The following is a 20,284-nucleotide window of genomic DNA, read 5'->3' as shown; positions in this document are numbered from 1 at the left end:
GGACAATCACCGTCCAGCGAACGGCGTCCTGCATAGCCGGCACGCTGATGCTTCGCCTCCACATAGCAACGTGGAGGGGTGTGGAAGGGCTGCCATCCTTATATGACTGTACCCCGAAAAGCAGGTATGGCACAGGCCGTCGCCCGTATCGTGGAAACGCCAGACGTGCTCGGCGGAAAGCCACGAATCGACGGCACACGGATCGGCGTGTACTTCGTCCACGAGCAGATCGACGGTCGCGGCGTCGACCCGAAGACACTCGCCGCCGAACACGATCTCGATGTTGCCGACGTGTATCGGGCGCTGACGTACTACTACGACCACCCCGAACGCATGGCGGCCATCCAGTCACGCCGCGAGCAACGGCTGAAGGCGGGCGAAGCGGACCCACGGGCCGCAACCGGACCGGACGACCTCGGTGACACGGACTCGGGGTAGACACAGTTGCGATTCCTTCTCGACGAAGACACGGAATCGGCACTCGCACGCCATCTCTCGAAGAGCACCCATGACGTCAAGCGCGTCGTCGACGTTCTTGGATCCGGCACCTCTGATCACAAGGTGATGGCCCACGCACGCTCGACGGATCGAATCATCGTTACGCACGACGACGATTTCGCCGATACCGCTCGAAGCGACGAGCACCGAGGCGTTTTCTACTGTCCGAATCAACGCCTGCCGCCGTTCGAGATCTACCGAATCATCACCGCAGTGATCGAGGCGTACCCGGACCGAGAGGCCCTTCCGCCAGTCGTCTTTCTCACTCAGGAGTGGTTGTGAGCCGTGTGTGTCGAGAATCCACGTAGGAGCGCGATTCGAACCACGGTCGGACGTGCTTGGCTCGCTGCGCTCGCCTGCGCGCGACCTCCCTGCCTCGAATCACGCTCCTGCTCGTTCGTTCCGTTCGCTCGCTGCGCTCGCTTACTCCACTCACTGCGCGGGACCGGATTCGAACCGGCGGACCTCTACAGGACAGCGTCCTAAGCGCTGCGCCGTTGGCCTGGCTTGGCTACCCGCGCGCAGTACCGCCTTCCCGGGAGCGCAAAAAGAACCTGTCGTTTACTCGCCCGTCAGCCGGTTCTTGATCGCGTCGGCCACGCCATCGCCGTGTTCGGCGTCGTCGAGGACGGCGAGTTCGTCGCCAGTGTGGATCGTCCCGTCCTCGACGACGCTCGCACAGATCCCGCCGCGCTTGTTCTTGAGCGCGCGCGAGACACCTTCCTCGTCGGCGACCTGCTCGACGTGGGCGCACGGCGGGCGCGGGCGCGTCCCTTCGAACGTCACGTCGCCGACGGTGAACTGGCGGTTGAGGAGGTCGTGGACCGAGACCCCGCTGGTGACGACGTTCCGGCGGTGTCGCCCGTCGGTGAGGTCGATGTCGAACTCGTCCTTGATCTCTCGAATGGCCTCGCTCTCGATGAAGGTGACCTCGCACTCGTCCATCCCCGAGTAGTAGCCTGTGCCCTTCATATACCGATCGCCGCGCAGCCCCTGGCGCGCGACGGCCTCAATCTCCGTGATTTCCTGCATCGGCTCCGATCCCTCGGGCGTGGTGTAGATCGTCTCGACGGTCGCTTGCATGGCGGACGAAGGAGAGCGGTCCGGATAGACCTTCGCTTCACGAACGTTTAGGGTCCGTCGGCCCCGACGCCTGGCATGTACCGGGCGCGCGATCGGGTCGAAAACGAGGGGTGGCTCGACGACCTCGACGCCGCTGCCGACGCGCTCGACCTCGGCGCGGCCGCCCGCGAGCGCGCGACCGACCTGTTCCTCTCGACGGTCCCCGACGGCGAGCGCTCGAAACCGGCGGCGCTCGCGGCCAGCCTCTACGCCGGCGGGCTGATCGCGGGCGACCGACGATCCCAGCGCGTGGTCGCGGAGGCGGTCGGCGTCTCCCGGCTCACGATCCAGGGACGCTGGCGACCGCTGCTCGACGAGGCGGGCCTCGATCCGCCCACGTGGTAGCTCCGGCGACCCGCCGGCTCACTCGGGTCGCGGACGCCCCTCGTGCTCGGGCGTGAGGTTTCCGTACTGATCGATCTCGCCGCGGACGATCCGCGTGCTCGAGATGATGTCGCCGTCCTCGGCGCGGGCGTGATCGACCACCTCGATGTCGAGCGGGTCGAGCCCGTTCTCGCGGCGGATCTCGTTCACCCGCTCGCCGCCCGCCTCGGTTTCGGGCGAAACCACCAGCACGTCGAACCCCTCCTCGACCGCGATACCGGTCGGTTCGTCGAGACGGCGGATCTCGTATTCACGGTCGTGGCGCTCGGCGATTTCGGCGAGTTCGTCGTCGAGGTCCGCCTGGCGCTCCGCGAACGAGCGGACGTACCGCTCCTCGTGTCTGGTCTCGGCGGCGAGATCGTCGCTGGTCAGCCCGACGGTGACGTCGCCGCGCTCGAACGCGTGCTCGAACAGCCGGCGGTGGCCGTCGTGGACCGGGTCGAACGTCCCGCCGAGCGCGACATCCATACCCGGCGGAGGCGTGCCCACGATTTAGTGGCTTCGACTCCACGATCGATCGGGCAGGACGCTGCTCGCCGGCTGTCTGCGTGCAAACTGACGTCAACGAGCGTCGTCCCCACCGAGGGCCGGCCGCAACCGCCGTCGACCGACGTTCGTCACTCCCCGGAGCCGTCGGCCATCCCGTCGCTGTCCGACGATTCGTCGTCCGTCGTCCCGTCACTCTCGCTGGCGTCCTCGACGGTGATCGTCACGGGATCGCTCCGGGGGGTTCGGCGGGTCGGCTCGGAGCGCTCGTCCGGGAGCCGATCGAGGCCGAGCCTGGCGTCGAACTCGTCGCGGACGCGATCGACCATCACGCGGACGAGCTCGCTCGGCGGGATCGCGGTGTACTCGAACTCGTCGTCCTCGTGGTCCGTGGTGCGAGTGTGTCTGTCGACGACACCTTCGTCGCGAAGCTCGGCGAGCATCTCGCGGACCGAATCGGGGTACAGTCCGGTCCCCGCTGCGACCTCCTCGGCGGTCGCTGACCGGCGACGCCGGACCGCGACGTACACCCGCGCGGCCCGGTCGGTGTCGAGCGCCGCCGAGAGCAGCTCCACGATCCCCTCGTCGAACTCCTCGGTGCCCTCGCTGCGCGAGTCGCTCGCCGGGCTCGCCCCGTCAGTCACGGCAGTGCCCGACCGCTGGCGGTCGAGCTCCGCGCGCACGTCGGCGGGTTCGATCTCGTCGTCCGCCGTCTCGTTCTCGCCGCCCGTGTCTTCGTCGATGGGCGTGTCGTCGGCGGTCATAACTGTGGTAACCAGCCGCTCACGGGATAAAAAGTCTTCCTCGCCTACAGCAGGAGCGACGCACACAGGGCGTCGAGCCCGCCCTCGCGGCGGTGGCGTCGCTGCGCCGTCGCACCGCTCTCGGCGCGGAGGAGACGCTGGAGGCCCTCGACGCCGAGCCGGTCGATCTCGCGCTCGACGAGGGCTTCGAGACCGATCGTGTCCGTGCCGTCGCGGTCGACGAACGTCGCGTCGTGGCCGTCCCGCAGCGCGCGCCACTTGTTCTCGTCGAGGAGTTCGCGACGGAGCCCGCCGTTCCCGACTGCGTTTGCGCCTTCTCCACTCGATCGGTACGTTGCCCACGGGTCCGGATCGTCCTCGTAGCGTTCGGCGAGATCGAGCACGAGCGCGTGGGCGTACTTCACGAACGCCATCACGCGCTCGGAGTTCGACTGTGCGTCGGGCGCGCGAAGTTCGACGGTGCCGTGACCGGTGTGCGGTCGGACGTCGTACCAGAGCTCGCCGCGGTCGGCGATCGAACCCTTCTCGACCATCAGCCGCTCGAAGCGCGCGTACTCCTCGAAGCTCGCGAACGCGGTCGGCATCCCGGTGTTGGGAAGTCCCTCGAAGATCTTCGCACGCGCCGACGCGAGGCCGGTGTCGTACCCCTCCCAGTACGGGGAGTTGGCCGACAGCGCGAGCATGATCGGCATGAACCATCGAAGCTCGTTCGCGATCCACGTCGCCTTCTCGGCGTCGTCGACCCCGATGTGGACGTGGACTCCGGCGGTGGTGTTGCGGTGCTGTGGGTATCGGATCCGATCGAGCTGCGAGCGATAGCGTGGTTTCTCGGCGTGTTCGAGCTCGCGCCACCGCGCGGCGGGATGGAGCCCCGCCGCCGCGATGGCGTAGCCGTGTTGCCTGGCGTGCTCGACGAGCGCCTCCCGAACGGCGACGACCTGCTCGCGCGCCTCGTCGAGCCCCTCGCAGATCGGTGTCTGGGTCTCGATGATGAACTTGAACAGCTCGTGATCCAGTCGGTCGTCGAGGATCGCGGGCGGCTCGCTCCCGTAGACGAGTTCGTCGGTGCCCGACGTGGGGCGGCCCGCGTCGTCGACGACGTAAAACTCCTCCTCGACGCCAAGCGTCCCCATCCGAGTGAAGTTCTCGGCCGAACCCACGTCCATCTCGCGCGAGATACCGGGCCGCCGGATTAAAACTGCAGGATTTCGGCGTGTTTTCCCGTCACTGGTGTCGGATGCGTGTCTCGTAACTACGCTAAACAGGTGCGATCACCGAACAGTACCATACCCCCTCCACCGAAGCCATCAACACGCCCATAAATATCCGCGAAAACGAGGTGTAACATGGGACTTGTTGCCGAGTACGAGATTATCTGTGAGGTTCTGCCGCTCGTTGAAGTCGCAGCCGCTGTGACGGAGGCGACGCTGGAGGTCGAACTCCAGTACAACCACGGTGATCTTCCCCTGTTCATCGTCCACGCGACTGGCGGGACGGACGCATTGGTGGAGCGCGCCTTCGAGTCGACGGCGTTCGTTGCGGCGTACACGCTGGTCGGACGAGCAGGCGAGACGCGCCAGTATCAGGTTCAGCCGGCGGTCGGGGAGCAAGCTCGACTCGGCGAACACATCGAAAACCTCTCGGAACTTCGGGCGCTCGCCACTACCGACTCCATCATCGAACGGATCCGTGTCACGCCAACCGGCTGGGTCCAGACCGGCTGGTTCGCCGACAGGGCTGTCTTGGACGAGTTTCGCACGTTCTGGCAGCGAAACGGTGATTTCATCCTGCGGCGACTCACTCGCGATGGCGAAGCCGAAGCACCAGGCGACGGACTCACCGACCACCAGCGTGAGGCGCTCCGGATCGCCTACGAGATGGGTCACTTCGAAATTCCGCGGGCGGCGTCGCTCGACGACGTCGCCACCGAATTCGACATCACCGCGTCGTCGCTCTCCGAGCGCCTCCGACGAGCACAGACCCACCTTATCGAAACGACCGTTGCCTCGACGTGGCCACCGCTGCCTGACTGAGAGTGCTCCTCTTTCGACAGGTAGTATATAAACTGCCGCACTGATGAGGGACAGACAGAGCCGAGTTGCTCTCGGACCAGTGAGTACACCGATGCAGACAGTCACAGCGGCCGACGGGATCAGCATTGCATACGAACAACACGGAGAGGGGCCACCGCTGATTCTTCTCCACGGCGGGTCCACCCCTCACTACTGGGAGCCGATCGCTCCTCGGTTTTCCGACGACTACACGGTTATCGTCCCACACCGACGGGGATATGGGGACAGTGGTGACAATGACCACTACGACCTCGATCGGGAGGTCGAAGACGTTCGTGCAGTCATCGATGCAGTTGGCGGGGAACCGGTTCTGTTCGGGCACTCCTTCGGTGGCCTCCTGACGATCGAGGCTGCTCGTGTCGCGCCCGTCGAGAAGATCGTCGCCTACGAACCGGCAGTCCTCGTCGGTGAGTACAGAGAGCAAGCCAGTCTTGCAGCCCAGATGCAGGCACGTCTCGACGAAGGAGAGCAACGGTCGGCAGTGAAGCACTACATCCGCGAGGTCATGCATGGCGGCGAAATAGACGACCTCGATGGATGGCTCGCCGAGTGGCCGCCTTGGCCCGACTTCGCCAGCTTGGCGGAAAATCTCGTCCGGATGAACCGTGCCGTTGAGCAGTACCGACTACCCGACACGCTCGATATCGACGCGCCCGCACTCTTGCTGACTGGAACTGAAGGACCGTCTCATCTCCGAGAGAGCGTCCGTGCGGTCGACGAGGCCCTCCCGAACAGCCGTCTCGTCGAGTTCGACGGCTTCGGCCATAGCGGGCCAACGGAAGCACCCGATCGCATCACGGCCGAAGTACGAGCCTTCATCGAGGGGGAGGGGGCACCGAACCGGACGGCTTGACGACTCCCCACTCACGGATTCCGTCACAGCACGGTGCTCGAAGCGGTTCACAGCACCGTCGGATGTTCGAGAAGACCGGATCGACGTCGAACGGATAGCACCCGAACGTGTCGATTCAACTGTAAAACGTTCGATTACGGGCCGTGGCTACGACGTGACGACTTCGATCTCGTGGCCGTCGTGGTCCTTCGTGAACGCGTACTGGTGATCGCAGGACTCCGGATCGCGGTAGTCCTCGGCGTCGCGGGTCATCAGCGTCTCCCACGCGTCATCGAGGTCGTCGGCGCGAACCGCGACGTGGCCCCACGCGTCGCCCATCTCGTAGGAGCGCCCGTCGTAGTTGTAGGTGAGTTCGACGCTCATCGCCTCGTCGGCCGCGCCCTCCGGTTCGACGAAGTAGTTCGCGAAGTCGTCGGACTCCCATCGACCCCCCGGAAGCTCGTCGTACTCGAACTTCCGCGTCCAGAAGCCGAGACTCCGGTCGGCGTCCTCGACGCGCATCATGGTGTGATCGAGGCTCCAGCGCGCGCCGTGATCGCGCTGGACGATCTCGATCTCGTGGCCGTCGGGGTCCGTCACGAACGCGTAGCGCCCGCCGCAGGACTCGGGATCGCGGTAGTCCTCGACACCCTCGTCCATCAGTTCGTCGTAGGCCGATTCGAGCTCTCCCTCTGGCACGCGGACCGCGATGTGGCCCCACGCGTCGCCCATCTCGTAGCTCCGGCCGTCGTGGTTGTACGTGAGTTCGAGCAGCGCGCCCTCGTCGCCGACTCCCTCCGGGCCCATGAACACGTTCGTGAACGTGTCGGCTTCCATTCGACCGTGTTCGACGTAGTCGAGGTGGTCGCTGTACCATTCGGTCGTCTCCTCCAGGTCTTCGACCCGGATCATCGTGTGGTCGAGGATTGCGTCCATGTCCGCTCCACTCGGGCCGCGGGCAAAAGATTACGGGAACCGGTCCGATCGCTGGACGAGCGGCCAGTAGCACCACCACGCGATCGCGAGCGCGAGCACCGGGCCGAGCGGGAGCGCGATCCGACCGATCCCCCGCGACAGTCCGATCGCGACCCCGGCGTGGCTCAGCCCAGTGAGGACGATCAGGCCACCGGTCACGCGGAGGTCCTCGCGCCAGACGACGCCACCGAGAGCGCTGGCGAGCGCCGCGAGATAGCACCCGACGCTCACCGGCCAGGCCTGGAGGTACTCCGGCAGCGCCGCGAACCCCTGCGCGAACCGGAGATAGTCGTCGAGCGGCGTGAGGTGGAGCGGGTTCGCGTTGACCAGACCGAACGGGAAGAGCAGAGTGACATCACCCTCGACGACGACGGTCCACGGCACGAGCGCGAGCGCGAGAAGAACGAGCAGCCGACGACGCGGGGCGGACGGGGCAGGCGAGACGAGCGAGGCGGCCACGCCGGCCATCACCGGCGCGCGACGATCCGAAGCACGTCCTCGTCTTTGAGTTCGTGGTCTTTGCCCACCTGCTGGTCGTCGTGTTTCGCGCTCGGGCCCGACACGCGGCCGAACCGGAACCGGTCTTCGAGCTCGCCGCCGAGCTTCTCGCAGGCGTCCCCCACCGTCTGGCCCGCGCGGAGCATCAGCGGCTCCTCGTAGTCGGTGCCGCGGCCGGGCTTGTCCATGTAGATCCGGATGAGATCGAGTTCCCGCCAGATCCGTTCACGGAGTGTGTCGAGACCCTTCTCGGCCTCGGCGCTGATGAAGATCGCGTCGTCGGGGTCGATGTCGTGGTCGCGGAGATCGCTATTGACGGTTTCGAGGTAGTCGGGCTCGATCAGGTCGGCCTTGTTGACCGCGACGAGCGAGGGGAGATACACGCGGTTGTCGAGCACGCCGTCGAGCAGCCGATCGATGTCGACCGCCTCGCTCACCGCGACGTCGGCGTTGACGTAGTCGCGCTCGCGGAGCACCTCCCGGACGGTGTTCTCGTCGAGTTCGACCTCGGGAGCCATGGTGACGTCGATCCCACCCTTCCCCTTCCGAGTGATCCGGACCTTCGGGGGACGGGTGTCGAGCCGAATCTTGTTCTGGTAGAGCTCCTCGCTGAGTTTGGCGTACGCCTCGATCTCGAACACCGAGAGCACGAACACCACGAGGTCAGCAGTACGAATCACCGAGAGCACTTCCTGGCCGCCGCCCCGACCGCCGGCCGCGCCCGCGATCAGACCCGGCACGTCGAGGAGCTGGATGTTTGCGCCCTTGTGCTGGAGCATGCCGGGGTTCACGTCGAGGGTCGTGAACTCGTAGGCCCCGACCTCGCTCTCGGCGTTCGTGAGCGCGTTCAGGAGGGTCGACTTGCCGGCGCTCGGCATCCCGACGAGCGCCACGGTCGCGTCGCCGGTCTGTTCGACCGAGTAGCCCTGGCCGCCGCCCGCCGAACTCTGGTTCTCGAGCTTCTCCTTTTTCTCGGCGAGCTTCGATTTCAACCGGCCGATGTGGGCCTCGGTCGACTTGTTGTACGGGGTCTCCGCGATCTCCTCGCGGAGCTCCTCGATCTCCCCTTCGAGTCCCATCGCGTAGTCATGGCCGGCGGGCGTCGAAAAATCCTCCGTTCGCGTCGCCCCTCAGAGGGGTTCGTTCTCGGTCGTTTCGGCGACGGCGTTCGCGATCCGCTTGCGCTCCCCGTCCGAGCTTCGCCAGCGACGGACCAGCTGCCGACCGAGCTCGACGAGCTCGGCGTTCTCCGTCGGTGCCTCGCCCGCGGTGAGATCGTAGAGCGCGTCGTCGGTCGCCTCCCGCACGTACTTCCAGTCGTCGCCACGGAGGGCGTACTTCGGATCCCAGTTGCGCGAACGAACGTAAGGACTGGGATCGAGCGTGCCGGTCTCGCGCGGATCCGCTCCGCTCGCGAGATCGGTGAGGAGGTCGGGCAGTCGCCGGAGCGAAACGGGGTGTTCGACCGTTCCAGTTGGTCCGTTCGCCACCACGAACGGGACGTGGAGCACCTCCTCGTGGAGATTGGTTCCGTGGCCGTAACTCCCGTGGTCGCCGAACTCCTCGCCGTGGTCGGCGTGGATGGCGAGCAGCGTGTCATCGTCGAGGTCGTCGTGGAGCCGCCGGAGGAACGCGTCGGTGTAGCGGATGCAGTCGTCGTAGGCCACAGAGAGCGTGTCGTGGACGAACGGCGCGACGGGCTCGTACTTGCCCGAGAGCAGCCAGGCGTTCGCGGCGAGATTCCCGAGTTTCGACCCGGAGCGGTACTCGCTCGGCGGGAGATACGGCATGTGCGGGTCGACGAGGAAGATCCAGAGGAAGGAGGGCTCCGACGCCTGGCGCTGCCACGCGAGGATGTCGTCGTAGAAGGCCTCCCACTGCATGAACATGTTCTGGCCCTCGCGCCAGTTGGCGACGTTCTGGACCATCGTCGCGACGGTCGAGTTCGACCCCTCGTCGGTGTCGTCGAACACCGAGCTCGAGCTGTCGGTGTCCATGAAGTCCTCGAAGTGATCGAACCCCTGGTCGAACTCGAAGAAGCGCGAGGTCCACGGGTTCGCGGTGAACCCGCCGGTCTCGTAGCCCATTTCGGCGAAGCGCTCGGCGATCGTCTCGCGCCCGCGCAGGTGCTTGCGGATGCGTTCCTTGCTCATCCCCCGAGCGGGGTCGCCCTCGCGGCTGATGGAGAACTCGCCGGTGGTGCTCGGCACCATCGAGTTGAACGTCGTCGGGCCCGGCGCGATCGCCTGCTCGAAGGCGAGTCCGTCCTCGGCGAGCCGGTCGAGCGTCGGGGTCGTGTCCCGATCGCCGTCGATGAACCCACAGCGATCCGCACGGAGGCTGTCGATCGTCACGAGCACCGTGTTCCGTGTCTCGTCCATCGTCTCGCAACCACCCCGTCGCGACGTAATAGGCTATCGATGAGGGTGTCATCGAGGCGCTCTCACCCCACGGTACGGTGCCCGACGAACAGCCAGTATCGGTGATGGCGTGCTACGCTACCGAGACTGTGAAAACCTCGTTTGAATCGGGGTATCTTGGGTCGTATTCCACCAGAATCCACCGAGTCCAAAAGCTGCGAAGACGGCTGCAGTAAGGGCGAGCAAGGGATTTTCCTGAGAAACATTCACGAGTATCAAGACCCCGAAAACCAGACCGAAACCCAGGAGGAGCCATCGGCTTTCCATAATTGGCAGCAGGGAAGTGCTGTTCAAAAACGTTCTGTCGATGGCTGATTCACATAGCTACGTATCGCCCGTTTCACCGACGTGTGGATGGAACCGATCCATGAGAAGGGTTCGATGACACCAGTTATCGATCAGTGGGGTCCGAGACACGGATGCCGGTGGGCTGGCAGCCGTTCCCCCGAGACTACTCGTCGAGGTAGCCCAGCGATCGCAGCCGGTCGCGCACCTCGTCCTCGTCGACCGCCTCGTCGAGGTCGTCGTCGGCCTCGACGCTCGCGAGGACCTCTTCGAGTACGAACGTGACGTACGCACTCGTCGAGTCGAAGTCCGTGCGCTCGACCCGCCGCTCGATCCGCGAGAGCACTCGCTCGGGGAGTTCGACGGCGGCGTGGTCGCCGTCGCTCGTGGAGGCGGTCACGAGCCGCTCCCCGTGGGTTCCGTCCTCGTTTCCGGTCCCGGGTGCGTCCTCGCGTTCGGTGTCCGCGTGTCGGTCGCGATCACGTTCGCCCGCTTTCGCCCCCGACGCTAAACACTATCGACTGGTGTTTCGGGAGACGCAGCGGGCCGGCGGACGGTGTCCATTCCGTGGCGACCGTCGAGGTCGACTCATCCGACCGATCACAGATCGCTGTCGCGCAGGATCTCGTGTCGGTCGTCGTCGTCGGGGATGAAGCGACGGATGAGCGGGATCTCGACACCGAGCCGGTTCTCGACCCCCTCGACGGGGACGATGTCCTCGGACTGGAGACCCCCGCTCACCGCGACGACGGCCACGGTCGAAAGCGCCGCCGCGAGCCCGAACACCGCGAGCCCGATCGGCCCCAGCGTGACGGCGCGCGTGAGGAGGGCCGTGGGCGGGACGAGGACGAGCGGCAGGACGAAGTAGGCCCTGACGTTCCACCGCGAGAACGGCGTAATCGAGCGCGTGTACCACAGGGCCGCGAACGCGAGCACGTTGAGCGCCGCGAACGACAGCGCCGAGGCCAGCGCCGCACCGGTGACGCCGTAGCCCGGGATCGGCCCGAGCCCGCGGATCAACACGACGTTCAGGACGACGTTCGCGACGGCCGCAGTGACGTTGATCCCGAGGATGAGGCGGGTGTAGCCGAACGCCGAGAGGGCGTCCTGACAGTTGCCGACCGCCCCGCTCGTGTAGAACCCGAGCGCGAGGATCGCGAGCGCGGGGCCCGCTGCGGCGAAATCCTCGTTGAAAACGAACGAGACGACGTCCGTCGCGAAGAAGACGACGGTGAGCACCACCGGGAATCCGAGAGTGTAGATCCACTTCGTGATCAGCTTGTGGATCCGCTCGATCTCGTCGTGCTCGCCCTCGCTGTCGAGGCGGGAGATCAGCGGGAGGTAGATGAACCCGAACGAGGAGAGCAGGACGGGGACGCCGGCCGCGATCGGGTACGCGGCGTTGTAGATGCCGACCGCCCCGGTCGGGGTGAACGCGGCGAGCATCAGCGTGTCGATCTGGGAGAGCACCACCGTCACCACCGAGGAGATCACGAGCGGGAGCGAGAAGGAGAGCATCGGCCGCGTATGGAGTCGGAACTCCCCTCGGATCGGGAGCAACCGATCGAGGAAGTAGAAGCCAGCGACGACCGAGAGTGCCGCCAACACGAAGTACGCATAGCCAGCCGCAATGACGCCGACCCCGGCAAGCAACAACACGACGAGCAGGACGATCCGGAACCCGTTGTAGAGCAGGTCCTGGACGTAGACACGGTAGATGGTGTTCTCGAACCCCTGGATCGCGCGGATCGCGATCTGCTGGACCGCGACCAGCGGGATCGAGCACACGAACGCGACGAGCAGCGCCTGCGGGATGTCGCCGCTCTCGTTCAGGAGGACATCGGCCACCCAATCGCCGTAGAACAGCAGGATCGCGCTGATGGCGATCCCCCCGATTCCCGCAACGAGCAGGCCGGTGAGCCACGCCCCGCGGACGTCGCGATCGTCGTCGAACCGCGACATGAACCGCGGCACGCCCTGATCGAAGCCGACGAGCGCGACCGTCTTCCCGAGGGTCATGAGCGAGATACCGATGCTCACCGCACCGAGAGCCTCCTGGCCGAGTGTGTTCCCGATGATGACGCGCTCGATCAGCTTCGAGAACGAGCCGAGCGAGCCCACGAACAGCATGAGGCTCGCGCTGGAGGCGATCCGCGAGAGGTTGCTCTCCGCCGACGCCTCCCGATCGTCGTCGACAGCCATCGATCTATTCTGTTTCGCTTCGATCGTCACGCGTGTATAAGAATTGGTTTCCGGGCCGGCCGGCGGGCGAAAGACAATCCTTAACCTCGCGGCGGCGATCCTGCCGGTATGGCTGGAACCATCGAAGTCCTCGTTCCCGGCGGGGAGGCCGATCCGGGACCGCCGCTCGGCCCGGAGCTCGGGCCGACGCCGGTGGACGTGCAGGCAGTCGTGGGCGAGATCAACGATCGAACCGAGGCGTTCGACGGCACCGAAGTCCCCGTCACCGTCGAGTACGAGGACGACGGCGCGTTCGAGATCGAGGTGGGCGTCCCGCCGACGGCGGCGCTCGTGAAGGACGAGGCCGGCTTCGAGACCGGCTCCGGCGAACCCCAGAAGGACTTCGTCGCCGACCTCTCGGTCGACCAGGTGAGACAGATCGCCGAACAGAAGCAGTCCGACCTGCTGGCATACGACACCGCGAACGCCGCGAAAGAAGTCGCCGGCACCTGCGTCAGCCTCGGCGTCACCATCGAGGGCGAGGACGCACGCACCTTCGACGACCGGGTCGACGACGGCGAGTACGACGAGACGCTCGCGCAGTCGTAGACCGCAGAACACCTTTTGCCGTGGGAGGCGGGTCGGGTGGTCCGTCGTTGCGAGTCCCGGCAGTAGATTTAGGGATCACTCCGGAGTCGTGGTCGGTGTCATGTCCGAGGAGTACGAAACCGAACGGTCGCTCGATCGCGACGAGATCGCCGACGTCTTCGAGAGCTTCGCGGGCGAACTCCGCGGCGACGGCGAGGTGACGCTCGCGGTCGGCGGCGAGCACGTCCGGATCAACCCGCCCGAAACCTGCGAGTTCGAAGTGGAAGTCGAGGAGGAGTCCTCGCGGTTCGGGGCAGCAGAGCGCAGCATCGGGTTCGAGATCGAGTGGAACAGACAGGACGCCGAGCGCAACCTCGTCGACTGACCGGGAGCGCCCGCGGCGGCTTCGACGGGTTTAAGGAGCGCATCGGCCTCCACTCAACCGAGGCAGGCAGCGCCTGTTTCACGCCGTAGCAGCCACGAAGGCGTACTACGGAGGTGGATAATGGCAGATCAGGACATAGAGGAGGCCGTGACGCGCGCGCTTGACGAGGCCCCACCGCGGAACTTCAGTGAGACGGTGGACCTCGCGGTCAACCTGCGCGATCTCGACCTCAACGACCCATCGAACCGCGTCGACGAGAGTATCGTTCTTCCGGAGGGAACCGGCCAAGAGACACGGATCGTGGTCTTCGCCGAGGGCGAGACCGCCCTTCGGGCTCAGGAGGTCGCCGACGAGGTGCTCGACGGCGACGCCCTCGAAGAGCTCGGCGACGATGACGACGAGGCGAAGGATCTCGCCGGCGAGACCGACTTCTTCATCGCCGAAGCGAGCATGATGCAGGACATCGGTCGCTACCTCGGGACCGTTCTCGGTCCTCGAGGGAAGATGCCGACCCCGCTCCAGCCCGACGACGACGTCGTCGAGACGATCGAGCGGATGAAAAACACCGTGCAGCTCCGGAGCCGCGACCGGCGAACCTTCCACACCCGAGTCGGTGCCGACGACATGTCCGCCGCGGAGATCGGGGACAACATCGACGTCATCGTCCGGCGACTGGAGGCCGACCTCGAAAAGGGACCCCTCAACATCGATACGGTGTACGTCAAGACGACGATGGGGCCCTCCGTGGAGGTGGCCTAAATGTCCGCCGAGAGCGAGGCGAGCGACCGGCAGACCGAGGCGATCCCGGAGTGGAAGCGCGAGGAGGTCGCCGAACTCGCCGACCTGATCGAGAGCTACGAGAGCGTCGGCGTCGTCTCGATCGGCGGGATCCCGAGCCGCCAGCTTCAGGCGATGCGCCGGGAGCTCCACGGCGACGCCGAGCTTCGGGTCTCCCGGAACACCCTGCTCGTGCGTGCGCTCGAGGCGGCCGGCGAGGGCGTCGCGGATCTCACGAGCGAGGTCGAGGGCCAGGTCGGGCTGATCGGGACGGACGAGAACCCGTTCGGGCTCTACCGCCAGCTGGAGGCGTCGAAGACGCCCGCCCCGATCAACGCGGGCGAGGTCGCCTCGGACTCGATCACGATCCCCGAGAGCGACACCGGCGTCGATCCCGGTCCGTTCGTCGGGGAGCTCCAGCAGGTCGGCGCGGCCGCCCGGATCATGGACGGTTCGATCCACGTCACCGAGGACTCGACAGTTCTAGAGGAGGGCGAGGAGGTCTCCGCCCAGCTCGCGAACGTCCTCGGCGAACTCGGGATCGAACCCAAAGAAGTCGGACTCGACCTCAAGACCGTCTACGCCGACGGCATCCTGTTCGAGCCCGACGAGCTCGCGATCGACGTCGACGAGTACCGTGCGGACGTCGAGGCGGCGGCCGCGGCGGGGCGGAATCTCTCGATCAACGCGGTCTATCCGACCGATCGCACGGCCGGCGCGCTGCTCGGCCAGGCGAGCACCGAGGCGCGGAGCCTCGGGGTCCACGCCGCGATCGAGAGCCCCGACATCGCCGACGAGCTCGTGAGCAAGGCGGACGCGCAGGTCCGTGCGCTCGCAGCCCGGATCGACGACGAGGAGGCCCTGCCCGAGGAGCTCCGCGGCGTCGAGGAAGCGGCTGACGCAGGCGCGGATGCGGACGAAGACGAATCGAGCGACGACGAGGCCGAGGCGGAGACCGAACCCGACGCCGACGCGGACGACGAGTCCGACGACGATGACGACGGCGACGCGGGCGAAGGTCTCGGCGAGATGTTCGGCTGATTCGATCACGAAATCAACACCCAACACCACAACAATGGAATACGTTTACGCAGCACTCATCCTGAACGAGACGGACGAAGAGATCAACGAAGAGAACCTGACCGACGTGCTCGAGGCGGCCGGTGCGGACGTCGAGGACTCGCGCGTGAAGGCGCTCGTCGCGGCGCTCGAAGACGTCGACATCGAGGAAGCAGTCGATCAGGCCGCCGCGGTGCCGGCGGGCGGCGCTGGCGGTGCGGGCGGCGCAGCAGCCGGCGGGGCCGGCGGCGAGACCGAGACCGACGAGACCGAGGAAGCCGACGAGGAGGAAGCGGCCGAGGAAGCCGAAGCGGACGACGACGAGGACGACGACGCTGGCGGCGAAGGTCTCGGCGAACTCTTCGGCTGAACGACAGTCAGTTCGACCCACGCTTTTCTTTCACCGACCCCGATAGCCGTGCGAGCGTTTACATACCGGGACGCAGCCACCGCGAGGTGAATGGGTCCGTTCGGTGGGAGCGTCGTGATTGCCCCTGAAGCCGCGCTGCCGGCGCTCGGGTTCGTCCTCGGCGGGATCGCGCTCGGGACGGTGAGCGGTCTGGTGCCCGGACTCCACGCCAACAACTTCGCGCTGCTGCTGGCGGCGGCCGCGCCGGGGGTTCCGGGGCCAGCGCTCTACGTCGGCGCGGCGATGCTCGCGGCCGGCGTCACGCACACGTTTCTCGACGTGGTGCCGGCGCTCGCGCTCGGGGTGCCCGACGCCGCGATGGCAGCCTCGGCGCTGCCGGGCCACCGGCTCGTGATCGAAGGCCGTGGTCGGGAAGCGCTCCGGCTGTCGGCGCTCGGGAGCGGGCTCGCGGTCGCGTTCGCGGTGCCGCTCGCGATCCCGATGACGCGGGTGATGGTGGCGGTGTACCCGACGGTGCGGGCACACCTCCCGCTCGCCCTGGGCGGCGTCGCGCTTTTTCTGGTGATCACCGAGCGATCGAACATCTCGCGGATCGGGGGTGCGCTCGCCTTCCTCCTGAGCGCGGGGCTCGGGTGGCTCACGCTCGACGTCGAGCCGAGCGCGCCGCTCGCCGCCGGCGGGATGTTGATGCCGCTGTTCGCGGGCCTGTTCGGTGCGCCCGTCCTGATCGAGGCGCTCGACGGTGCGGGGGTGCCCGAACAGGCCGATGCCACCGTCACGACCCCCCGGCGGACCATCGGGGTGACGGCACTCGTCGGAACGGCTTCGGGTGCGATCGTCGGGTATCTCCCGGGGTGTCGGCCGCGGTCGCGGCGACGGTGACACTGCCAGCAGTGCCGGAAGACGACGGTGCGCGCGGCTTTCTGATCGCCACGAGCGGTGTCAACACCTCAAACACGATTTTCGCGCTGTTCGCGCTCGTCGCGCTCGGATCGCCCCGCACAGGTGTACTGGTCGCGCTCGATTCGACGGGCGTGCCGCTCGATCTGCCGCTGTTGCTTTCGGCCGTCGCGCTCGCGGCCGGTGTCGGGTTCGTGCTGGTGCCGTGGGTCGGCGACCGGTATCTCCGGACGGTCGGACGGGTCGAGTACACCCATCTCTCGGTCGGCGTGCTCTGTCTCCTGCTCGGGCTCGCGTACCTGTTCGCCGGGCCGATCGGCGTGGGTGCGTTCTGTGCGAGCGCGCTGATCGGCCTGGTTCCTGCGAAGTTCCGTGCGCGCCGCGTCCACCTGATGGGGGTGTTGATGGGACCGCTGATCCTCGGCATCTGACAGTCACGACGAGTTTCGGGGCGCTGGGTAGCGACTGTGCGACGGCCGGAGCCGGATGGTGCGGTAGCGATACTGTGCGTTGCGGGCGGTGCGGAGGCGGGAGGAAGCCACGCGGCCGCGTTCATCGCGGCCGCACGGGGAGGGACGGGGGCTTCAGCGCGTGCCGGGCGTCCGCGAGCAACGCGAGCGGACGAAACGGGCGAACGGCGCAGCCGTGAGCCGGGCGACGCGCCCGGCGCGCGCAATCGCGGTGCTGTGCTGCCTGGTGGTGCTGAAAAATCCCCGATTTTTCGCATGCCAAAAACGCCGTGGAGCGGCGTTTTTGAGCGACATGAAAAGGGCGAGGCGCGCCGCCAAGGCGCGCCGAGGGCTTTCAGGGGAACGTACCGCCCTCTTCGTGGGCGTCGAGGATGCGCCGGATGGCGACGACGTAGGCCGCCATCCGGAACGTCGGTAGATCGCGCTCCTCGAACGTTGCGACGAGTCCGTCGAAGGCGTTCACGATCACCGTTTCGAGCTCGTCGTTGACGCGCTCCTCGGACCAGTAGAACCGACGGCGATTTTGCACCCACTCGAAGTACGAGACCGTGACACCGCCGGCGTTGGCGAGCACGTCGGGGAGGACGTAGACGTCGCGGTCGGCCAGAACGTCGTCGGCCTCGGGCGTCAGCGGCCCGTTCGCGGCCTCGACGATCACGTCGGCCGCGACGTCTTGCGCGATGTCGGCGTCGATGGCGTTTTCGAGCGCCGCCGGGATCAGGAGATCGACATCGAGGGTGAGCAGCTCCTCGTTCGAGAGCTCCTCGTCGGCGTCGGCGTAGTCGACGACGCTGCCGGTCTCGTTTTTGTGGTCCTTGACGGCCGCGGCGTCGAGGCCATCGTCGTCGTACACTGCGCCGCTCGAATCCGAGACCGCGACCACCGTCGCACCGCGCTCGTCGAGGAGGCGGGCCGCGATCGCGCCAGCGTTGCCGTAGCCCTGCACGGCGACCGTCGCATCCGCGACATCGGTACCCAGATAGTCGAACGCCTCGCGCGCGGTGAGCATCACCGAGCGGCCCGTGGCCTCGACCCGGCCCTCGCTGCCGCCCGACGCGATCGCCTTGCCGGTGACGGTGCCCGGTGCAGTCGTGTTTTCGAGGGTCTCGTAGGTGTCCTTGATCCAGTTCATCTCGCGCTGGCCGGTGTTGACGTCGGGCGCGGGGATGTCCCGATCCGGACCGATCAGCGGCCGGAGCTCGGTCGCGAACGCGCGGGTGATCCGTTCGAGTTCGGCTGTGGAGTACTCCTTGGGATCGATGATGATGCCGCCCTTGCCGCCGCCGTAGGGAATGTCGACGACTGCGCACTTGTACGCCATCCAGCCCGAGAGCGCCTTGACCTCGTCGCGGGAGACGTTCGGGTGATATCGGATCCCGCCCTTGTAGGGGCCGCGATCGCCGTTGAACTGCGAGCGGAAGGCCTTGAAGCTCGCCAATGACCCGTCGTCGGCCTCGATCGAGAGGGTGGTTTCGAGCACGCGCTCGGGGTGTTTGAGCCGTTCGAGCTGATCGTCGGACATGTCGAGGTAGGCTGCGGCGTCGTCGACCTGTTCCTGGAGGCTCTCGAACGGATTCACCTGCTCGGACATACCCGTACCTCGCCGAGCCGCCTGTTAAGCGTGTCGAGACACATACCACACGAATAATATTGAGGTGTATACGGTAATCAGCGACCGGCGGCGTTCGCTCGTTCGATCACTCGTTCGGCCTGGGCGATCAGCGGCGCGTCGATCATCTCGCCGTCGACCCGGAACACGCCCCGGCCGTCGGCGTCGGCCTCGGCTCGCGCGTCGAGTACGCGCTCGGCCCACGCGACGCGCTCCGGACTCGGGGTGTAGGCGTCGTTGATCGGGTCGACCTGGGCGGGATGGATCGCCATCTTGCCGTCGTAGCCGAGTTCGGCGGCGAACTCGGTCTCAGTCCGGAGTCGCTCCCTGTTCTCGATGTCGGTGAAGACCGTATCGATAGCGTCGACGCCGGCTGCGCTCGCCGCGAGAACGGCGTGTTCGCGGGCATAGAGCACTTCCGTTCCCTCCTCGGTTCGGCTCGCCCCGACGTCGGCCGCGAGGTCCTCAGCGCCGAAACACACCGCGGTCGTGGGCTCGGCGGCGGCGATCCCCTCGGCGTGGAGCACACCCCGAGCGGTCTCGACCAGTGCGAACACCGGGAGATCGTGCTCGCGCTCGGTGGCCTGGTTGGCGAGCCGGCGAACGTCCTCGCTCGTTTCGACCTTCGGCAGCATGAGCGCATCGAGACGGAGTTCGTCGGGCGTGTCGTCGAGGAGGACGTCGAGATCGGCGGCCGCGTCGTCGGCCGTGACCCGAACGCAGACCTCACAGTCGGGATCGAGCCCGGAGGTGAGCACGTCAGCGACCGCCGTGCGGGCCTCGGCTTTCCGGGCGGGCGCGACCGCGTCCTCGAGGTCGAACACCACGACATCCGCGCCAGTCTCGGGAGCCTTTCGGCACATCTCGGGTCGATCACCGGGCGTGAACAGCACGCTTCTGCGGACCATGAGCGTACTCCGGCGGCCGGTGGTTTCAAGATGGTGTCCGACACGCCGTCATCGCGACACCGATCACTCGCTCACCGGTGGCTTTTCGGTTCGAGCGCGCGAAGGAACCGTATGGTCGGCCGCTACTACGAGGACTACGACGAGGGCGAGACCATCGAGCACGAGAAACGCCGGACGGTGAGCGAGAGCGACAACCAGCGCTTCTGTGACATGACGATGAACCAGCAGCCGCTCCACCTCGACGGCGAGTTCGCCGAGGAGAGCCAGTTCGGCGAGCGACTCGTCAACGGGCTCTACACCATGAGCCTCGCGGTCGGCCTCACGATCCCGGACACGTCGGATGGAACCATCGTCGCCAACCTCTCGTACGACGACGTCGAACATCCCTCCCCGGTCTTTCACGGCGACACGATCCGCGCGCGTTCGACCGTCGTCGAGAAGCGCGAGACCAGCGACGGCGAGCGCGGCGTCGTCACCATACACGTCGAGGCGTTCAACCAAGACGACGATCTCGTCTGTGAGTTCGACAGGACGACGCTCTCGCTGAAGCGCGAGCACGTCGAGTGAGCTCTCTATCGGGGGAGAACGTCGACCGCTCGTCGACGTCCGGGACCGGGTCGGGATCGTCGGGAGTGCGTGGCGCGTGCGCCACCACAAGGAATTTATTACGCTGGTGTGTCCTCCAGACCAACCTCCGAAAC

At 66.6% G+C, this 20,284-nt stretch carries 23 protein-coding genes, 1 tRNA gene and 1 pseudogene; 12 read left to right on the top strand and 13 right to left on the bottom strand.

The window, feature by feature from the left end; translation table 11 throughout:
* Positions 1-126 precede the first annotated feature (126 nt).
* Both TX76_RS12565 and TX76_RS12560 read left to right on the top strand, forming a co-directional pair.
* Positions 127-438: a DUF433 domain-containing protein gene (locus TX76_RS12565; RefSeq protein ID WP_079890830.1), complete on the top strand. Its 312-nt coding sequence runs from the start codon at positions 127-129 to the stop codon at positions 436-438.
* A gap of 6 nt (positions 439-444) precedes the next feature.
* Positions 445-780: a DUF5615 family PIN-like protein gene (locus tag TX76_RS12560; protein WP_049902841.1), complete on the top strand. Its 336-nt coding sequence runs from the start codon at positions 445-447 to the stop codon at positions 778-780.
* Between the two features lie 154 nt (positions 781-934).
* Here TX76_RS12560 and TX76_RS12555 read toward each other — a convergent pair.
* Together TX76_RS12555 and TX76_RS12550 are read right to left on the bottom strand one after the other, a co-directional pair.
* Positions 935-1,019 (bottom strand) — tRNA-Leu (locus TX76_RS12555).
* 40 nt (positions 1,020-1,059) lie between these two features.
* A complete protein-coding gene (locus TX76_RS12550; protein ID WP_049902840.1) occupies positions 1,060-1,581 on the bottom strand; it encodes an MOSC domain-containing protein in 522 nt (173 codons plus the stop codon).
* A 75-nt stretch (positions 1,582-1,656) separates the two neighbouring features.
* Between TX76_RS12550 and TX76_RS12545 the strand changes: the two genes are divergently transcribed.
* On the top strand, positions 1,657-1,965 hold the full coding sequence (locus tag TX76_RS12545) for a hypothetical protein (protein ID WP_049902839.1): 309 nt from the start codon (positions 1,657-1,659) through the stop codon (positions 1,963-1,965).
* Positions 1,966-1,983: 18 nt separating this feature from the next.
* Here the strand turns inward: TX76_RS12545 and TX76_RS12540 are convergent, their stop codons facing one another.
* The 3 genes from TX76_RS12540 to TX76_RS12530 form a co-directional block, all read right to left on the bottom strand.
* Positions 1,984-2,472, bottom strand: a complete 489-nt coding sequence (locus TX76_RS12540) for a phosphopantetheine adenylyltransferase (protein ID WP_049902838.1) — start codon at positions 2,470-2,472, stop codon at positions 1,984-1,986.
* 149 nt (positions 2,473-2,621) lie between these two features.
* Positions 2,622-3,254 (bottom strand): transcriptional regulator, encoded by a 633-nt coding sequence (locus tag TX76_RS12535; protein ID WP_049902837.1) that lies wholly within the window; start codon positions 3,252-3,254, stop codon positions 2,622-2,624.
* A gap of 44 nt (positions 3,255-3,298) precedes the next feature.
* On the bottom strand, positions 3,299-4,420 hold the full coding sequence (locus TX76_RS12530) for a glutamate--cysteine ligase (RefSeq protein WP_049902836.1): 1,122 nt from the start codon (positions 4,418-4,420) through the stop codon (positions 3,299-3,301).
* 180 nt (positions 4,421-4,600) lie between these two features.
* On the opposite strand from TX76_RS12530, the gene TX76_RS12525 reads away from it, so the two are divergent.
* Together TX76_RS12525 and TX76_RS12520 are read left to right on the top strand one after the other, a co-directional pair.
* Positions 4,601-5,287, top strand: a complete 687-nt coding sequence (locus TX76_RS12525) for a helix-turn-helix domain-containing protein (protein WP_049902835.1) — start codon at positions 4,601-4,603, stop codon at positions 5,285-5,287.
* A 91-nt stretch (positions 5,288-5,378) separates the two neighbouring features.
* The gene (locus TX76_RS12520) at positions 5,379-6,179 is read left to right on the top strand and encodes an alpha/beta fold hydrolase (RefSeq protein WP_049902832.1); all 801 of its coding nucleotides are present in this window, start codon (positions 5,379-5,381) and stop codon (positions 6,177-6,179) included.
* 147 nt (positions 6,180-6,326) lie between these two features.
* Here the strand turns inward: TX76_RS12520 and TX76_RS12515 are convergent, their stop codons facing one another.
* The 6 genes from TX76_RS12515 to TX76_RS12490 all read right to left on the bottom strand — a co-directional run bounded on the left by TX76_RS12515 (position 6,327) and on the right by TX76_RS12490 (position 12,538).
* The gene (locus tag TX76_RS12515) at positions 6,327-7,094 is read right to left on the bottom strand and encodes a VOC family protein (protein ID WP_049902831.1); all 768 of its coding nucleotides are present in this window, start codon (positions 7,092-7,094) and stop codon (positions 6,327-6,329) included.
* 30 nt (positions 7,095-7,124) lie between these two features.
* Positions 7,125-7,601, bottom strand: coding sequence for a TIGR04206 family protein (locus tag TX76_RS12510; protein WP_049902830.1), 477 nt, complete (start codon positions 7,599-7,601; stop codon positions 7,125-7,127).
* Positions 7,601-8,710, bottom strand: a complete 1,110-nt coding sequence (locus tag TX76_RS12505; RefSeq protein ID WP_049902829.1) for an OBG GTPase family GTP-binding protein — start codon at positions 8,708-8,710, stop codon at positions 7,601-7,603. Before TX76_RS12505 ends, TX76_RS12510 begins: the two co-directional genes overlap by 1 nt.
* Positions 8,711-8,761: 51 nt before the next feature.
* On the bottom strand, positions 8,762-10,012 hold the full coding sequence (locus TX76_RS12500; protein ID WP_049902828.1) for a sulfatase-like hydrolase/transferase: 1,251 nt from the start codon (positions 10,010-10,012) through the stop codon (positions 8,762-8,764).
* Between the two features lie 490 nt (positions 10,013-10,502).
* Positions 10,503-10,736: a hypothetical protein gene (locus TX76_RS12495; protein WP_049902827.1), complete on the bottom strand. Its 234-nt coding sequence runs from the start codon at positions 10,734-10,736 to the stop codon at positions 10,503-10,505.
* A gap of 200 nt (positions 10,737-10,936) precedes the next feature.
* A complete protein-coding gene (locus tag TX76_RS12490; RefSeq protein ID WP_049902907.1) occupies positions 10,937-12,538 on the bottom strand; it encodes a flippase in 1,602 nt (533 codons plus the stop codon).
* A 108-nt stretch (positions 12,539-12,646) separates the two neighbouring features.
* On the opposite strand from TX76_RS12490, the gene TX76_RS12485 reads away from it, so the two are divergent.
* From TX76_RS12485 to TX76_RS12460, 6 genes and pseudogenes are all read left to right on the top strand, one after another.
* Positions 12,647-13,126 carry a 50S ribosomal protein L11 gene (locus TX76_RS12485; protein ID WP_049902826.1) on the top strand — a complete coding sequence of 160 codons (480 nt, stop codon included), beginning with the start codon at positions 12,647-12,649 and terminating at the stop codon, positions 13,124-13,126.
* Positions 13,127-13,226: 100 nt separating this feature from the next.
* Complete coding sequence (locus TX76_RS12480; protein WP_049902825.1) at positions 13,227-13,490, top strand: amphi-Trp domain-containing protein; 264 nt, start codon at positions 13,227-13,229, stop codon at positions 13,488-13,490.
* Between the two features lie 120 nt (positions 13,491-13,610).
* Positions 13,611-14,249 carry a 50S ribosomal protein L1 gene (locus tag TX76_RS12475; RefSeq protein WP_049902824.1) on the top strand — a complete coding sequence of 213 codons (639 nt, stop codon included), beginning with the start codon at positions 13,611-13,613 and terminating at the stop codon, positions 14,247-14,249.
* Complete coding sequence (locus TX76_RS12470) at positions 14,250-15,308, top strand: 50S ribosomal protein L10 (protein WP_049902823.1); 1,059 nt, start codon at positions 14,250-14,252, stop codon at positions 15,306-15,308.
* A 34-nt stretch (positions 15,309-15,342) separates the two neighbouring features.
* Positions 15,343-15,696 (top strand): 50S ribosomal protein P1, encoded by a 354-nt coding sequence (rpl12p, locus tag TX76_RS12465; RefSeq protein WP_049902822.1) that lies wholly within the window; start codon positions 15,343-15,345, stop codon positions 15,694-15,696.
* Positions 15,697-15,786: 90 nt separating this feature from the next.
* Positions 15,787-17,027: pseudogene (locus TX76_RS12460) on the top strand (tripartite tricarboxylate transporter permease).
* A gap of 373 nt (positions 17,028-17,400) precedes the next feature.
* Here the strand turns inward: TX76_RS12460 and TX76_RS12455 are convergent.
* On the bottom strand, positions 17,401-18,657 hold the full coding sequence (locus tag TX76_RS12455; RefSeq protein WP_049902821.1) for a Glu/Leu/Phe/Val family dehydrogenase: 1,257 nt from the start codon (positions 18,655-18,657) through the stop codon (positions 17,401-17,403).
* A 77-nt stretch (positions 18,658-18,734) separates the two neighbouring features.
* Positions 18,735-19,583 (bottom strand): HpcH/HpaI aldolase/citrate lyase family protein, encoded by an 849-nt coding sequence (locus TX76_RS12450; RefSeq protein WP_049902820.1) that lies wholly within the window; start codon positions 19,581-19,583, stop codon positions 18,735-18,737.
* A 111-nt stretch (positions 19,584-19,694) separates the two neighbouring features.
* Between TX76_RS12450 and TX76_RS12445 the strand changes: the two genes are divergently transcribed.
* Positions 19,695-20,150 (top strand): MaoC family dehydratase, encoded by a 456-nt coding sequence (locus TX76_RS12445; RefSeq protein ID WP_049902819.1) that lies wholly within the window; start codon positions 19,695-19,697, stop codon positions 20,148-20,150.
* Positions 20,151-20,284: the final 134 nt, after the last annotated feature.

The sequence above is a fragment of the Halococcus agarilyticus genome, assembly GCF_000334895.1.
In the GTDB taxonomy this organism is placed as follows: Archaea; Halobacteriota; Halobacteria; order Halobacteriales; family Halococcaceae; genus Halococcus; species Halococcus agarilyticus.
Note: the sequence above shows the minus strand (reverse complement) of the source record. Positions and strands in the feature narration are given on the sequence as shown.

Excerpts from the sequence above, each read along its gene's own strand:
- rpl12p (WP_049902822.1), top strand. The coding sequence starts at position 15,343 with ATGGAATACGTTTACGCAGCACTCATCCTGAACGAGACGGACGAAGAG.
- TX76_RS12565 (WP_079890830.1), top strand. The coding sequence starts at position 127 with ATGGCACAGGCCGTCGCCCGTATCGTGGAAACGCCAGACGTGCTCGGC.
- TX76_RS12445 (WP_049902819.1), top strand. The coding sequence starts at position 19,695 with ATGGTCGGCCGCTACTACGAGGACTACGACGAGGGCGAGACCATCGAG.
- TX76_RS12515 (WP_049902831.1), bottom strand. The coding sequence starts at position 7,094 with ATGGACGCAATCCTCGACCACACGATGATCCGGGTCGAAGACCTGGAG.
- TX76_RS12450 (WP_049902820.1), bottom strand. The coding sequence starts at position 19,583 with ATGGTCCGCAGAAGCGTGCTGTTCACGCCCGGTGATCGACCCGAGATG.
- TX76_RS12475 (WP_049902824.1), top strand. The coding sequence starts at position 13,611 with ATGGCAGATCAGGACATAGAGGAGGCCGTGACGCGCGCGCTTGACGAG.
- TX76_RS12535 (WP_049902837.1), bottom strand. The coding sequence starts at position 3,254 with ATGACCGCCGACGACACGCCCATCGACGAAGACACGGGCGGCGAGAAC.
- TX76_RS12530 (WP_049902836.1), bottom strand. The coding sequence starts at position 4,420 with ATGGACGTGGGTTCGGCCGAGAACTTCACTCGGATGGGGACGCTTGGC.
- TX76_RS12545 (WP_049902839.1), top strand. The coding sequence starts at position 1,657 with ATGTACCGGGCGCGCGATCGGGTCGAAAACGAGGGGTGGCTCGACGAC.
- TX76_RS12490 (WP_049902907.1), bottom strand. The coding sequence starts at position 12,538 with ATGGCTGTCGACGACGATCGGGAGGCGTCGGCGGAGAGCAACCTCTCG.
- TX76_RS12520 (WP_049902832.1), top strand. The coding sequence starts at position 5,379 with ATGCAGACAGTCACAGCGGCCGACGGGATCAGCATTGCATACGAACAA.
- TX76_RS12525 (WP_049902835.1), top strand. The coding sequence starts at position 4,601 with ATGGGACTTGTTGCCGAGTACGAGATTATCTGTGAGGTTCTGCCGCTC.
- TX76_RS12455 (WP_049902821.1), bottom strand. The coding sequence starts at position 18,657 with ATGTCCGAGCAGGTGAATCCGTTCGAGAGCCTCCAGGAACAGGTCGAC.
- TX76_RS12470 (WP_049902823.1), top strand. The coding sequence starts at position 14,250 with ATGTCCGCCGAGAGCGAGGCGAGCGACCGGCAGACCGAGGCGATCCCG.
- TX76_RS12480 (WP_049902825.1), top strand. The coding sequence starts at position 13,227 with ATGTCCGAGGAGTACGAAACCGAACGGTCGCTCGATCGCGACGAGATC.
- TX76_RS12500 (WP_049902828.1), bottom strand. The coding sequence starts at position 10,012 with ATGGACGAGACACGGAACACGGTGCTCGTGACGATCGACAGCCTCCGT.
- TX76_RS12485 (WP_049902826.1), top strand. The coding sequence starts at position 12,647 with ATGGCTGGAACCATCGAAGTCCTCGTTCCCGGCGGGGAGGCCGATCCG.
- TX76_RS12550 (WP_049902840.1), bottom strand. The coding sequence starts at position 1,581 with ATGCAAGCGACCGTCGAGACGATCTACACCACGCCCGAGGGATCGGAG.
- TX76_RS12505 (WP_049902829.1), bottom strand. The coding sequence starts at position 8,710 with ATGGGACTCGAAGGGGAGATCGAGGAGCTCCGCGAGGAGATCGCGGAG.
- TX76_RS12540 (WP_049902838.1), bottom strand. The coding sequence starts at position 2,472 with ATGGATGTCGCGCTCGGCGGGACGTTCGACCCGGTCCACGACGGCCAC.
- TX76_RS12510 (WP_049902830.1), bottom strand. The coding sequence starts at position 7,601 with ATGGCCGGCGTGGCCGCCTCGCTCGTCTCGCCTGCCCCGTCCGCCCCG.